At 67.2% G+C, this 14,119-nt stretch carries 13 protein-coding genes; 2 read left to right on the forward strand and 11 right to left on the reverse strand.

The features are described 5' to 3' along the window. Positions 1–13: 13 nt before the first annotated feature. Both ABUA37_RS06280 and ABUA37_RS06285 read left to right on the forward strand, forming a co-directional pair. Complete coding sequence (locus ABUA37_RS06280) at positions 14–646, forward strand: DNA-binding protein (RefSeq protein ID WP_349898270.1); 633 nt, start codon at positions 14–16, stop codon at positions 644–646. Continuing rightward, positions 643–1,263: a hypothetical protein gene (locus ABUA37_RS06285; RefSeq protein WP_349898271.1), complete on the forward strand. Its 621-nt coding sequence runs from the start codon at positions 643–645 to the stop codon at positions 1,261–1,263. Before ABUA37_RS06280 ends, ABUA37_RS06285 begins: the two co-directional genes overlap by 4 nt. A gap of 5 nt (positions 1,264–1,268) precedes the next feature. Here ABUA37_RS06285 and ABUA37_RS06290 read toward each other — a convergent pair whose 3' ends face one another. The 11 genes from ABUA37_RS06290 to ABUA37_RS06340 form a co-directional block, all read right to left on the reverse strand. Further along, positions 1,269–1,874, reverse strand: coding sequence for a DNA-3-methyladenine glycosylase (locus ABUA37_RS06290; protein ID WP_349898272.1), 606 nt, complete (start codon positions 1,872–1,874; stop codon positions 1,269–1,271). 5 nt (positions 1,875–1,879) lie between these two features. Further along, the gene (argH, locus tag ABUA37_RS06295; protein ID WP_349898273.1) at positions 1,880–3,322 is read right to left on the reverse strand and encodes an argininosuccinate lyase; all 1,443 of its coding nucleotides are present in this window, start codon (positions 3,320–3,322) and stop codon (positions 1,880–1,882) included. Between the two features lie 33 nt (positions 3,323–3,355). Beyond that, positions 3,356–4,279 carry an ornithine carbamoyltransferase gene (gene argF, locus ABUA37_RS06300; protein WP_349898274.1) on the reverse strand — a complete coding sequence of 308 codons (924 nt, stop codon included), beginning with the start codon at positions 4,277–4,279 and terminating at the stop codon, positions 3,356–3,358. Further along, on the reverse strand, positions 4,276–5,499 hold the full coding sequence (locus tag ABUA37_RS06305) for an acetylornithine transaminase (protein WP_349898275.1): 1,224 nt from the start codon (positions 5,497–5,499) through the stop codon (positions 4,276–4,278). Before ABUA37_RS06305 ends, argF begins: the two co-directional genes overlap by 4 nt. Then, positions 5,496–6,428 (reverse strand): acetylglutamate kinase, encoded by a 933-nt coding sequence (argB, locus tag ABUA37_RS06310; RefSeq protein ID WP_349898276.1) that lies wholly within the window; start codon positions 6,426–6,428, stop codon positions 5,496–5,498. The genes ABUA37_RS06305 and argB overlap by 4 nt, the downstream gene beginning before the upstream one ends. Next, on the reverse strand, positions 6,428–7,585 hold the full coding sequence (gene argJ, locus ABUA37_RS06315; RefSeq protein ID WP_349898277.1) for a bifunctional glutamate N-acetyltransferase/amino-acid acetyltransferase ArgJ: 1,158 nt from the start codon (positions 7,583–7,585) through the stop codon (positions 6,428–6,430). The genes argB and argJ overlap by 1 nt, the downstream gene beginning before the upstream one ends. Beyond that, positions 7,582–8,628, reverse strand: a complete 1,047-nt coding sequence (gene argC / locus ABUA37_RS06320) for an N-acetyl-gamma-glutamyl-phosphate reductase (protein WP_349898278.1) — start codon at positions 8,626–8,628, stop codon at positions 7,582–7,584. Before argC ends, argJ begins: the two co-directional genes overlap by 4 nt. A gap of 276 nt (positions 8,629–8,904) precedes the next feature. After that, positions 8,905–11,460 (reverse strand): phenylalanine--tRNA ligase subunit beta, encoded by a 2,556-nt coding sequence (gene pheT, locus ABUA37_RS06325; protein WP_349898279.1) that lies wholly within the window; start codon positions 11,458–11,460, stop codon positions 8,905–8,907. Then, entirely contained in the window at positions 11,460–12,500 is a 1,041-nt protein-coding gene (gene pheS / locus ABUA37_RS06330) for a phenylalanine--tRNA ligase subunit alpha (protein ID WP_349898280.1), read from the reverse strand. Before pheS ends, pheT begins: the two co-directional genes overlap by 1 nt. Positions 12,501–12,511: 11 nt before the next feature. Further along, on the reverse strand, positions 12,512–13,432 hold the full coding sequence (locus ABUA37_RS06335) for an amino acid ABC transporter permease (RefSeq protein WP_349898281.1): 921 nt from the start codon (positions 13,430–13,432) through the stop codon (positions 12,512–12,514). Further along, the gene (locus tag ABUA37_RS06340) at positions 13,429–14,076 is read right to left on the reverse strand and encodes an amino acid ABC transporter permease (protein ID WP_349898282.1); all 648 of its coding nucleotides are present in this window, start codon (positions 14,074–14,076) and stop codon (positions 13,429–13,431) included. The genes ABUA37_RS06335 and ABUA37_RS06340 overlap by 4 nt, the downstream gene beginning before the upstream one ends. Positions 14,077–14,119 lie beyond the last annotated feature (43 nt).

The following is a 14,119-nucleotide window of genomic DNA, read 5'->3' on the forward strand; positions in this document are numbered from 1 at the left end:
AGGAGAGTGCCCGATGCTGGTCATCACGGCCGATCAGATCCAGAGCCGTTCGACCGAGGACCGTGCCGGCCTCGTGCTCGACGACCTCAACGCTCGGTTCGGTGACAGGCTTACGCTGCCCGTCGACCGGAACGCCGGTGACGAGATCCAGGTCATCGCGCCGGATGGCGACGTCGCGCTCCAGATCATTCTCGGGCTCACGAGGTCCGGGCACTGGAGCGTAGGCCTCGGTGCCGGCGAGATCCGAACGCCACTCCCCCGCGCCACGCGCGAGGCAAGCGGCTCGGCGTTCATCGCTGCGCGCGCTGCGATTGGGCGAGCGAAGAAGCGCGGCACACACTTCGCAGCGGAGGAGGCCAGAGACGATGGCGGGTCGAGGGCAACGACGGCAGCGGAGGCGGAGGCGCTCATCGACCTCCTGCTCGTGCTGCGTTCCCGCCGCACCACGGAGGGCTGGGAGCTGTTCGATCGGACCGCGCGCGGACTCAACCAGCGCGACGCCGCCCGCGAGTTGAAGATCACCCCTCAGGCCGTGAGCAGCCGTGGGAAGATTGCAGCCATCCGCACGGAGCTCGCGTCGTATACGGCGCTCGCGCGGGTGCTGGACAACCTCGATGCCGACCAGGGAAGCGAGCACGGCGCATGACATCCCCCACCGCCCTCATCGAAGCACTCCCCCTCGGCACATGGCTCTACTGGTCGCTCCTGCTCGCGATCACCACGGCATCACTCGTCTTCGCGGCCCTGGCAGCAAGCAAACGTCTTTTCGCCTGGGTCGCCGCGGGCCTGCTCGTGCTGGCCATCGTGTTCGCCTCGCTTGGTTCGAGCCACCCACCGTTCGGAGTCACCGCTCTGCTCGCGCTGCTCTGCATCGCACTGGCGATCGTGGGAGGCAGCCCGGCCGTGATCGTGACCCTCGGCCTTGCCGGAGGTGAGAATCCGGCGGGACGGCACGGCGGGATCCTTGTACGGGCATCGGGAGTCGACACGGCCGCAATTGACACTGCCGCGATCGAGACGGCCGCGAAGCGCGAGGTTCTGCGCGGTGGCTCGACCATCGGCATCCTGGAGCGACTCGCTGTGGCCGCGGCCATCGTGGCGGGACATCCGGAAGCCATCGCCCTGATCGTGGCTCTCAAGGGCGTCGGCAGGTTCACGGAACTCGATGCGGCCGAAGCGCGCGAGCGCTTCATCATCGGCAGCCTCGTCAGCCTCGTCTGGGGCTGCGCGAGCGCGGCGGTGTTCGTCATCGCGCTGAACTGACGCGCTCAGACCCTCTTCTTGGGCGAGTGCCGCTTGTAGGGCGAGACAGTCGGGTCGCCGGGCAACCAGAAGCGCCAGGGAAATTCCTCGGTGCCGCCCGCGCCGGAGACACCCGTGCGAGGACCCGTCGAATAGCGCGACTCCCCCGCGCCCAGCTCCAGACGGATGCGATCGCTCGCGAGATCGAGTCCCCCGTCGCTGAGGTGGATGCCGAGCGCGACGGTGAGCCGGGCGGGGCCGCGCGCGAGGTCGGAATCCTTGCGCGAGGTCAGTCGCCGGGCCCTCGCCAGCTCAACGCCCTCGACCACCTCGCCGGCCCGCAGTAGAAGCCCGGACGCCTGGCCCTCCGGACCGCAGACGACGTTGGCACAGGTGTGCATGCCGTAGGTGAAGTAGGTGTACAGGTGGCCGGGCTCGCCGAACATCACGGCGTTGCGGTTCGTCTTGCCGCGAAAGGCGTGCGAGCCAGGATCCTCCGAGCCGTGGTACGCCTCGACCTCGGTGATGCGCAGGCTGACCGCGCCCTCCTCCGAGGTCGCGGTGAGGATGGAACCGAGCAGCAACGGCGCACACTCGTACGACGGTGCGAGGAGACGAGCACGATCGAGCACGAGGACTACAGCACCCCGATCGCCGAGGAGAGTTCGCGCACTCGCGCGGTGAGCGACGCGAGTTGCTCCGCGACGCGCACGGGTGCTGTGCCACCGGCACCGCGCCTGCTCGCGATCGAACCGGCCACCGTGAGCACGTCACGCACCGCGGGCGTGAGATGCGGCGAGATCGAGGCGAGCTCGGCATCCGATGGGTCGTTGAGCTCGATGCCTCGCTCCTCGCAGAAGCTCACGAGCGCGCCACTGATCTCGTGCGCCTCGCGGAAGGGAACGCGCTGGGTGACGAGCCACTCTGCCACGTCCGTGGCCAGGGAGAAGCCCTGCGGTGCGAGCTCGGCCATCCGCTCGGTGTTGAAGCGAAGCGAAGCGATCATGCCGGTGAAGGCGGGAAGGAGCACCTCGAGGGTGGTCACGGAGTCAAAGACCGGCTCCTTGTCTTCCTGCAGGTCACGGTTGTATGCGAGCGGAAGGCCCTTGAGGGTCGCGAGCAGCCCGGTGAGGTTGCCGATGAGCCGGCCGGCCTTGCCTCGCGCAAGCTCGGCGATGTCGGGGTTCTTCTTCTGGGGCATGATCGACGATCCCGTCGAGTAGCCGTCGTCGAGCGTGACGAAGCCGAACTCCCTGGTGTTCCAGATGATCACGTCTTCGGCGAGTCTCGACATGTCGACGCCGATGAGGGAGGCGACGAACGCGAACTCTGCCACGACATCCCGGCTCGCGGTCGCGTCGATCGAGTTTTCGGTGGGACGATCCAGGCCGAGTTCTCGAGCAACGAGACCCACGTCGAGCCCGAGCGAACTTCCCGCGAGGGCGCCCGCGCCATAGGGCGAGGCGGAGGCGCGTGCAGCCCAGTCGCGCAGGCGTTCGAGGTCGCGCACGAGCGGCCAGGCATGAGCCAGCAGGTGGTGGGCCAAGAGGATCGGCTGCGCGTGCTGTAGATGGGTTCGACCCGGCATCGGGGCGTCGCCGTGCGCCTCGGCCTGGGCGGCGATCGCGTCGATCAGGTCGATGACCAGGCTGGAGATCGCGCGCGAATGGTCGAGCAGATACAGGCGGATGAGCGTGGCGATCTGATCGTTACGGGAACGCCCGGCACGCAGCTTTCCTCCGAGCTCGGGCCCCGCCAGCTCGATCAGGCCGCGCTCGAGCGCAGCGTGAACGTCCTCGTCGGACTCCAGCGCCGCGAAGCTGCCATCTGCGACAGCACCGCGCAGGCGCTCCAGTGCGGAGGTCATGCCGGCGAGCTCATCATCGGTGAGGTAGCCGGCCTCGGCGAGCGCCTTGGCGTGTGCGCGCGAGCCGGCGAGGTCGTATGGCGCGAGCTGCCAGTCGAACTGGGTGGACTTGCTCAGCCGCGACAGCTCCGGCGATGGACCGCTGCTGAACCGTCCGCCCCAGAGGGCACCCTGGGCCGTCTCGCCGACCGCTCCCTGCTTCTCAACTGCCATCTGATGTCTCCTTCGCTCGGCGCACGGGCAACCCTACTGCTGCCGAAGCAGCCAGACGAGCAGCGCCTTCTGCGCGTGCAGCCGGTTCTCCGCCTCGTCCCAGATGACGCTCTGCGGGCCGTCGATGACCTCGGCCGTCACCTCATACCCGCGATCGGCCGGCAGACAGTGCAGGAACAGCGCATCCGGTTTGGCGAGCGACATCAGCTCCGCATCCACACGGTACTGGGCCAAATCCACGAGTCGCTGCGCCTTCTCGCTCTCCTTGCCCATCGACACCCAGGTGTCGGTGACGACGACATCGGCGCCGGCGACCGCCTCGATCGGATCGGTGTAGATGGCGACGGATCCGCCGGTTGCCTCGGCGATCGCGTCGGCGTCGGCGATCACGCTGTCCTTCGGCAGGTAGTCGACCGGGCACGCGATTCGCACGTGCATTCCCGCTGTCGCGCCGGCGAGGAGATACGAGTGCACCATGTTGTCTGCACCGTCCCCCACGAAGGTGAGCGTCTGCCCCGCGAGTGCACCCCGGTGCTCGCGAATGGTGAGGAGGTCGGCGAGCAACTGGCAGGGGTGGAAGTCGTCGGAGAGCCCGTTGACCACGGGGACCTTCGTGCCCTCGGCCATCTCTTCGAGACCCGCCTGGCCGAAGGTGCGCCAGACGATCGCGGCGACCTGACGCTCGAGCACGCGTGCCGTGTCGCGCGCCGTCTCCTTGCCACCCAGCTGGCTGTTCGCCGTGCTAATGATGAGCGGGATGCCGCCGAGCTCAGCGATGCCGACCGCGAACGACACCCTCGTACGAGTCGACGACTTGTCGAAGATCACGGCGACCGTCTGCGGGCCGATGAGCGGACGCGCACCGCAGCGGTCCTTCTTCAGCTCGAGCGCCAGGTCGAGGACCTCGGCCTGCTCTGCGGGGCTCAGATCGTCGTCGCGAAGAAAGTGACGGGTCATGCGATAGCCTCCAGGGCCTTGATGAAGATGGTGCGGAATTCGGCGAGTTCTGCGTCGCCGACGATGAGCGGCGGGGCAATGCGGATGCTGGAATCGTTGGGCGCGTTGATGATCAGCCCGAGCTTCAGCGCCTCTTCGGCCAGCGGATGGCCAACGGGCCTGGCAAGACCGAGCCCGATCAGTAGGCCCTCTCCCCGAACCTCCGTGATGAGCGGTGCGTCCAGCGCGGCGATCATCTCTCTCAGCTGCCGGCCGCGCAGCGTGGCATTCTCGATGAGACCGGCACGTTCGATCTCTCCGAGCACCGCGTTGCCCGCGGCTGTGGCGAGAGGATTGCCGCCGAAGGTGCTTCCGTGCTGCCCGGGCAGGAACAGCTCGGAAGCGCTGCCGAAGGTGACGAGCGCACCGATGGGAACACCGCCGGCTATCCCCTTGGCCAGCGCCAGCGCATCCGGCACTATGCCGTGCCCCTGGAACGCGAACCAGTTGCCCGTGCGGCCGACGCCGGTCTGGATCTCGTCGAGGATCAGCAGGGCGCCGTGCTGAGTGGTGAGCTCGCGGGCGCGCTGGAGGTAACCCTCCGGCAGGTCGTGCACGCCGGCCTCGCCCTTGATCGGCTCGACGAAGAGCGCCGCGACCGTGTCGTCCATCGCCGCCTCGAGCGCCTCGATGGAGCTGTCGATGTGCTCGACTCCGGGAAGCAGCGGCTCAAATGCTTCGCGCAGGACGGGCTTGCCGGTGAGCGAGAGCGCGCCCATGGTGCGGCCGTGGAAGGAATTTCTGAGGCTCAGAATGCGGGGTCGGTGACCGCCCTGACGATTGAGCCTCGCGAGCTTGACGCCGGCCTCTATCGCCTCTGCTCCGGAGTTACCGAAGAAGACGCGGCCGGCATTGCCCGCGCCGCTGAGGCGAAGCAGTCGCTCGGCGAGCTCCAGCTGCGGCGGAGTCGCGAAGTAGTTGGACACGTGTGCCAGCGTGGCGATCTGCCTGCTCACCGCATCCACGAGCACCGGATGCGCGTGCCCGAGAGAGTTCACGGCGATTCCGGCGAGGAAGTCCAGATAACGCTTGCCGTCGGTGTCCCACACGACGCAACCCTCGCCGTGTTCGAGCAGCGCGAGCGGCTTGCCGTAGGACCCCATCAGAGCGTCACTGAATCGCTCGCGCCAGTTCTCCGTCGCGTCCGTGTCGACGGCGGGGGCATGCGATTCGGTTGTCACTTCTCTGCTTTCACTGGTTGGGACCGATCAGGGTCGATGACCTCGGTGCCGAGCACAGTCGTGCTGAAGGCCTCGAGGAGGATGGAGTGCGGTACGCGCCCGTCGATGACGGCGGCCGAACCGACCCCGCCACGAACGGCGTCGAGGCAAGCCGTCATCTTCGGAATCATGCCCGATTCGAGAGAGGGAATGAGCGCATCGAGCTCTCTGGCGGTGATGCGATCCACGAGCGAGTCGCGGTTCGGCCAGTCGCGGTAGAGCCCCGCGACGTCGGTGAGGATGACGAGGCGCTCTGCCGCGAGCGCGATGGCGAGCGCAGAAGCCGCGGAGTCGGCGTTGACGTTGAGGGAGTGCGCCGGATCGTCGCGATCCGGTGCGATCGACGACACGACGGGAATCTTTCCCGCGTCGAGCAGCGCGAGGACGACCGAGGGATTAACTTCGGCTACGTCGCCCACCTGCCCCAGGTCGACCGCCTCGCCGTCGATGATGACCCCGCGCTTCTCGGCCCGGAACAGCCCGTCGGTTTCGCCGGATAACGGCTGCGCGATCGCTACTGTTCCCGGCGTCGAACTCTCGTTGAGCAAGCCGGCGAGCTCGTGCGCCACGCCGAGGGTCAGCACCTCACGCACCACGTCGAGCGCCTCCGGGGTGGTCACTCGCAGTCCGCCGCGAAACTCACTCGCGATCCCGCGGCGCGTCAGCTCGGCGGAGATCTGCGGCCCACCGCCGTGCACGACGACGACACGGACGCCCAGCTGCCTGAGATAGACCATGTCTTCTGCGAAGGCGCGTTTCAGAGACTCGTCGACCATCGCGTTGCCGCCAAACTTCACGACAACGGCCTTGCCCTGGAGCCGCGCGATCCACGGCAGGGACTCGATGAGCGCCTCGGCCTTCGCCGAGGTCGCAGTGCTGTCGTCGGCCATCAGCTGGAATACGCGCTGTTCTCGTGGACGTAGTCGTGGGTGAGGTCGTTCGTGCGAATGACCGCCTCGGCCTCGCCCGACTTCAAATCGATGAGCACGTGCACGGATCTCGGCGCCAGATCCACGGCCTCGCGCGGTTCGCCTGGCTCGCCGGAGTGACAGACCCGCACACCGTTGATCGAGACGTCGATGTCGTAGGGGTCGAATTCCGCACGGGTCGTGCCGACCGCGGCGAGGACGCGGCCCCAGTTGGGATCGTTGCCGAACACTGCGGCCTTGAAGAGGTTGTTTCTCGCAACGGCACGCCCCACCTCGACCGCATCGTCCTCGCTCGCCGCGTGGATGGTCTGGATCGAGATGTCGTGGCTGGCGCCCTCGGCGTCCCCCTGCAGCTGCAGCGCGAGGTCGTCGCAGAGCTGCGTGAGCGCGGACTGGAACTCGTCGAGGTCCGGCACGATTCCGGATGCCCCACTGGCGAGGAGCGTCACCTGGTCGTTCGTCGACATGCAGCCATCGGAGTCGAGGCGATCGAACGTGACACGAGTCGCGGCCCTGAGGGCGCGATCGAGGTCTGCGGAACCGAGGTCGACATCGGTGGTGATGACGACGAGCATCGTCGCGAGCCCTGGCGCCAGCATTCCTGCACCCTTTGCCATCGCGCCGATCGACCATCCCTGGCGCTCGACGACCGCCTGCTTGCTGTGCGTGTCCGTCGTCATGATCGCGAGTGCAGCATCTTCGCCACCGCTCGTGGACAGGATCGGCACGGCGCCGGCGACGCCGGCGAGAACCCGGTCGCGGAACCGCTGGTCACCGCTGCCGATGAGGCCGGTGGAGCAGACGAGAACATCGCCGGAGGAGATGTCGAGCGCGTCGGCGACGGCCTCGGCCGTGGCGTGCGTGGTCTGGAAGCCGAAGCTGCCGGTGTAGCAGTTGGCTCCGCCGGAATTGAGCACGATCGCCGACACGATGCCGTCGGAGATCACCTGCTCTGACCACAGGATGGGGTTCGCCTTGGCACGGTTGCTCGTGAAGACTGCCGCGGCGGCCTGACGCGGGCCGCGATTAACGACGAGAGCGACGTCTTTGTTGCCGCTCGATTTGAGTCCGGCCGCGAAGCCGGCGGCCTCGAAACCCTGTGCTCTGGTGACGCTCACGGTGCTACTCCATCCACGGGAAGGCCGAGGGTCTCGGGCAGGCCGAGTGCGAGGTTTGCGGACTGGACGGCCGCTCCGGCCGTGCCCTTGACCAGGTTGTCGATCGCGGTGATCGTGACGACGCGGCCGGACGCCTCATCGACGGCCAGGCCGACGAGCGCGATGTTGGCGCCGGTGACGTCGCCACTCTTCGGGAACTCGCCCTCGGGCAACAGGTGCACGAAGGTTTCATCCCCGTACGCCTCTTCCCAGGCCGAGCGCACCTGGCTCGCGGTCGCACCGTCAACGAGTCTCGCTGTCGAGGTGGCAAGGATGCCCCTCGATGTCGGCACGAGTACCGGGGTGAAGGAGATCGAAACGTTGGCGCCACCAGCGGCGCTGAGATTCTGCCGAATCTCCGGGACGTGTCGGTGGATGCCGCCCACGGCATACGCCGAAGCCGAGCCGAGGATCTCGCTCGCGAGCAGTGAGGTCTTGAGGCTCCTGCCGGCGCCCGAGGTGCCCACGGCGAGAACCGCCACGAGGTCACTCGCTTCGATGACGCCTGCCCGGATTCCGGGAGCGAGCCCCAGCGTCACAGCCGTGACGTTGCATCCGGGTACTGCAATGCGCTTGGTGCCGACGAGCGCATTGCGCTGCTTTCCTGCGCCCGCGAGCACGAGTTCCGGGAGCCCATAGCTCCAGGCCCCGTGATGGTCGCCGCCATAGAACTGCGCCCAGTCGCTCTCGCTGGTGAGCCGGTGATCCGCACCGCAATCGACGACGAGCGGGGTGGCCGCGAGGGCGTCGCTCAGTTCGCCCGAGGCGCCGTGCGGAAGGGCGAGGAAGACGACATCATGACCGGTGAGCGTCTCGGTCGTCGTGGCGTTGAGGTCGAGGTGGCCGAGCGAGCGCAGGTGCGGGTGCACTGCGGCGAGCGGCTGACCCGCGTTCTGGTGCGCGGTGACGGTGGTCACCTCGAACTCGGGATGGAGACTGAGAAGCCGTAAGAGCTCGGCACCCGCGTAGCCGCTGGCACCAGCCACGGCAACGGAGTAAGACATAGCGCTACCTTAGTGATCGATCGGACAGGGATCTTAGGCGGCGACGGCGCGATCAGTGCTGGTCATCCAGCGTGCTGAGGATTCAGCGGCGCGGCGTCGCCCACGATCGGCGCGCGCGGGCGGAACGGCGAAGCTCGCCGTGACGCATTCCGCGGATGTCCATGTGAATGACCATACCTCCTCTCTGCTGCAGCCGACGAATCGGACGCAGTATTCCTGCGCCGTGTCGCGGGGGAAAATGCCGCTATTCCGGGCGAAAGTGCCGCCGGACCCGCGCTACTCGCGCAGCTTGGCGCCGAATCTTTGCGTCGCGAGGGCGAGTCCCGCAAGTTTCGCGTCACTCGCCTCGGCTGCGGTCAGGGTGCGGTCCGCAGCCCGGAAACGCAGCGCGAAGGTCAACGACTTCGTGCCGTCCTCCACGCCCGTGCCGCGGTAGTCGTCAACGAGTCTCGCGTCCTCGAGAAGCGAGCCGGCACCCTCGACGATGGCCGCGCGCACGTCGCCCGCGGGGATATCGGATGCGATGACCAGAGACAGGTCCTGCGTTGCCGCCGGCAGCGTCGCGATCGCCGCGGGAGCCGCATCCTCGTCTGCCAGGGAAACCAGCACATCGAGGTCGAGCTCGAGCACCGCGACCACGCGCGGCAGGTCGAGCTCCTCCGCGAGCGCTGGGAGCAGTTCGCCCGCGAAGCCCACACTTCGGTCGCCCACGAAGAGCTCGGCCGTGCGCCCGGGATGCAGCACCTGATGAGCACCCTGACGTGGTTCGATGCGCACGCGAAGCGCGGCACCGAGCTGCTGCACGACGGTGAGAGCGTCGCCGAGCCCGCGCCGGATGGCGGCCTGCTCGGGCTGCTTCTGCACGGCCGCACCCAGGAGGAGGGCGCCCAGGTGGCGCGGCTGTGGCGGAATGCCGGCGTTGAGGGCGTCGAGCACGTCGGCGCTCGGCTGCGCGTTGCCGATCGGCAGCGGTCCCCCGCCGTAGGTGCGATTCGCTTCGGGGAGGAAGACCGAACCCGACTCGAAGATGGCGAGGTCGGTCAGCCCCCTCGACAGGTTGCGTCTCGCCACCTCGATCAGCCCCGGAATGAGCGAGGTGCGCAGGTACGGCACCTCCCCGTCGAGCGGGTTGGCGAGCTTCAGCTGCGGCACAGACCCCGCCGTCGGCGAACCGAAGGTGTCGTTGCTCGCCTCCGACACGAACGGATATGCCAGAACCTCGGTTAGTCCATTTGCCGCGAGCATCTGCGACACCGTGCGGCGAAGACGCTGCGGGCGGGTGAGACCGCGACCGGGAGGAGCCGTGGGCAGCACGGAGGGGATGCGCTCGTAGCCGACGATGCGCGCCACCTCCTCCGCGAGCGTGGCCTTGTCCGTGAGGTCGGGACGCCAGCTCGGCGGCGTGACAATCCATCCGGTCGCTGCGTCGTCGACCGAGCAGCCGATCGCCAGAAGCGAGGACCGGGTCTCATCATCGGTGTATCGCACGCCCACGATCGACTCCACGTAACCCGTGGGCAGTTCGATCGGCTGAGGTGCCTCTGACGCGAACCAGCGCGAGCCGAGGGCATCGGCGGTTCCGCCTGCCAATTCGACGAGCAACTGAACGACACGTGCGGCGGCCGCCTGCGCGACCTCGGGATCGACGCCGCGCTCGAAGCGCTTGGATGCCTCGCTCGGCAGTTTGTGGCGCCGCGCCGACCGCGCAATGGAGACCGGGTCGAAGTTCGCGGCCTCGATGAGGACGTCGGTCGTGCCGTCGTTGATCTCGGTCGACGCCCCGCCCATGACGCCGGCGAGACCGATCGGCCCGGAATCGTCGGTGATCAGGAGATCTTCCGCATCGAGCGTGCGCACCTGCTCATCGAGGGTGACAAGCTTCTCGCCCTGGAGGGCTCGGCGAACGACGATACCGCCGTGCAACCGATTCAGGTCATAGCCATGGATCGGCTGGCCGAGCTCGAACATCACGTAGTTGGTGATGTCGACGACGAGCGAGATCGAACGGATGCCGACGAGCTTGAGTCGCGCCACCATCCACGGTGGAGTGGCACGGGTCGGGTCGATGTTCCTGACCACCCGCGTGATGAAGACGCTCGCGCCAACACGACCCCGGATGGGCGAGACGTCGTCGATGGCGACGGGGAATCTCGACGCGTTCCCTTCGACAGGCTCAGGGAACGGGGCCTCCGGGAACGGCAGATCGGCGCGCTGTGCCGGATCACGGAAGGCCGCTCCGGTGGAGTGGGAGTACTCGCGAGCAATCCCGCGGATCGAGAAGGCGTAGCCGCGGTCGGGGGTGACGTTGACCTCCACGGCCGTGTCATCCAGGCCGAGCAGTGCCACAGCATCCGTACCTACCTCCGGGTCGAGACCGAGGGAGGCGAGCAGAAGGATGCCGTCGTGCTCCTCCCCCAGACCGAGCTCGCGCGCTGAGGCGATCATGCCGTCGGACACGTGACCGTAGGTCTTGCGTGCGGCGATGGGGAACGGGCCGGGCAGCACGGCGCCGGGCAGGGTCACGACGACCTTGTCGCCGGCGACAAAGTTGTGCGCGCCGCAGACGATGCCGCGCACATCCTCTCCCCCGTCGGCGGCGGTCTCGCCCTCGGGCGCAACGCGCACGGAGCACCAGTTGATGGTCTTGCCGTTGCTCTGCGGCTCGGGCGTGAACTCGAGCACCTGGCCGACCACAATCGGTCCGCTCAGCTCGAAGCGGTGGATGTCTTCCTCCTCCAGGCCGACCTTCACCAGGTCAGCGTGGACATCCTCGGGCGTCGCATCGACGGGCACGTCGACGAACTCGCGAAGCCAACTCAGCGGGACGCGCATCAGACCACCATTCCGAACTGCTGACTGAAGCGGATGTCGCCCTCGACCATGTCTCTCATGTCGTTCAGGTCATTGCGGAACTGCAGCGTCCGCTCGATGCCCATGCCGAAGGCGAAGCCCTGGTACTCGTCCGGATCGATGCCGGCCGCTCGAAGGACGTTGCGATTGACCATGCCGCATCCGCCCCACTCGACCCAGCGCGCACCGCCCTTGGCGTTCGGCTGCCAGACGTCCATCTCGGCGCTCGGCTCAGTGAACGGGAAGTAGTTGGGGCGCAGGCGAATCTTCGCGGCCTCGCCGAACATGATCCTCGCGAAGTGCTCGAGCGTGCCGCGCAGGTGCGCCATCGTGAGCCCCTTATCGATGGCGATGCCCTCGACCTGGTGGAACACGGGCGTGTGCGTGGCGTCGAGTTCGTCCGTTCGGTAGACCTTGCCTGGAGCGATGACGTACACCGGCAGGTCACGGGTGAGCAGCGAACGAATCTGCACCGGGCTCGTGTGGGTGCGCAGCACGAGGTGCGAGTCCTTCGGCTCGACGAAGAAGGTGTCCTGCATCGCGCGAGCGGGGTGATCCTCGTCGAAGTTCAGGGCGTCGAAGTTGAACCACTCGTTCTCGAGCTCCGGTCCCTCCGCAAGTTCCCACCCCATGCCGACGAAGATGTCGCCGATGTGTTCCATCAGCAGGCTGAGCGGATGGCGCGCACCGGGCGTCCAGCGGCTCGCGACCGCGGTCACATCCACCGATTCCTGCGCGAGCCGAGCCGTCTCCTCTGCAGTGTGGAGCTCGCTCTCGCGGGCGGCAAAGGCCTGGTTCACTCGAGCCCTCGCCTGCCCGACGAGCTTGCCTGCCGCGGCCTTATCTGCCGGCGCGACGTCGCGCAGCGAGGCGTTCAGCCTCGCGAGCGTGGATGCCTCGCCGAGGTGCTCGCTCTTGACGCGGGTGAAGCCGGCGAGGTCGGGCGCTGATGCGACCGCTGCAAGAGCGGCGGTCACCGCCGACTCGACGGCCTGATCGGTAATGGGTGAAGTCTCAGGCACGAGGCCCAAGTTTAGTGCGGAGGATCGGGCGGCCCGTAATTCTGCCGCGGTAGCGTGATGGCCCTCGTGCCGTCCTCGCCCGGTTGCCGCGTAACGGCCGCCGTCGCCTTGCCGAGCTTCGGTCCGCTGCGCCTCGCGACGAAGCGAGCGATCCACGAGAGAGTGAGATTGAGCGCGAGGTAGATGACCAGGCCGACGATGAAGAGCGTAAAAATGTACCGGCTGCCGAAGAAGTTCGTATCGTTTTTGATCGTCCTCGCAAGTTCCGGATAGCCGACGATATAGGCGAGCGAAGTATCTTTCAGGAGAACGACGAGTTGCGCCAGAATGATCGGCAACATCTGCCGGAACGCCTGCGGAAACTCAATCAGCCTCCACGTTTTCAGCGGGCTGAGGCCGACGGCAAGGCCGGCCTCCTTTTGGCCGCGTGGCAGTGAGACAACCCCGGCGCGCAGTGCTTCACCGATGATCGCACCGTTGTAGATGGCCAGTCCCAGGACGCCAGACCAGTAGGAGCCAACCGCAAAGACGAGGAACACGAAGAAGATCATGAGCAGCAGCGGGATGCCGCGCACGAACTCCAGGATGATGCCCGTCGCGACCCGAATCCACCGTTGGCGCGCCGTGCGACCGAAGGAGAACGCGATACCGATGGCGACGGCGAGGACTGCTGCGGCCGCGGCCATCCGGAGCGTGTTGAGCGTCGCCGTGCCGAACGAGGTCCACACGACCGGTTGGGCCAGAACGTCCCACCTCGAGGCGTCGAACATGCCGGGGGTCGTCGCACCGTTGGCGTTGACCCGCGGCGCGGCGAGCGTGACGTACATCCAGAAGAAGAAGGCGATGATCACGACGATGCCGACGATCGAGGCGATCATCGAGCGACGACGGGTCTTCGGGCCCGGCGCGTCGTACAGAACACTGACGCTCATCTGGCCACCACCACTCTCTTCTCGATCGCACCGGCGATGAGGCCAAGCGGCACGGTGATGACGAGGTAGAGCGCGGCCGCATACAACAGCACCAGGATGACCGAGCTCGGATTGTCACGAGTGGCCGCGTTGGTCTGCTTGAAGAGTTCGTTGACGAAGAAGATGCCGGCCACCGAGGTGTTCTTGGTGAGCGCGATGAAGACGTTGATGAGAGGCGGAACGACCATGCGTGCGGCCTGCGGCAGGATCACGAGACCGACGGTCTGCACGAAGCCCATGCCGACGGCGCGCGCGGCCTCCGCCTGACCGACGGGCACCCCGTTGAAGCCCGAGCGGATCGCCTCCGCGACGAACGGCGAGGTGTAGGCGATGAGTCCGATGAGCGCGAGCGGAAAGTAGTCGAGGCCGGAACCCAGGATCGGAAGAACGAAGGCGCAGAACATCAGCACGAGCAGCAGCGGCACGTTCCTGAGAACCTCCGTGTACACCGTGGCGAACACCCGGAGTGACGGCACCGGAGAGATTCGCATCGTGGCGACGATCACGCCGACGACGAAGGCACCGATGCCCGAGATGACCAGCAGCGTGAGCGTCTGGAGGAAGCCGGCGAGGTAGATCGGGGTCACGTCAATGATGGCGTCCACCCTTCACCTCCCTTTCCTGTTGTGTGCGTGCCATGAGCCCGCC

Source organism: Parafrigoribacterium soli, from assembly GCF_040227235.1.
GTDB lineage: Bacteria > Actinomycetota > Actinomycetes > Actinomycetales > Microbacteriaceae > Parafrigoribacterium_A > Parafrigoribacterium_A soli.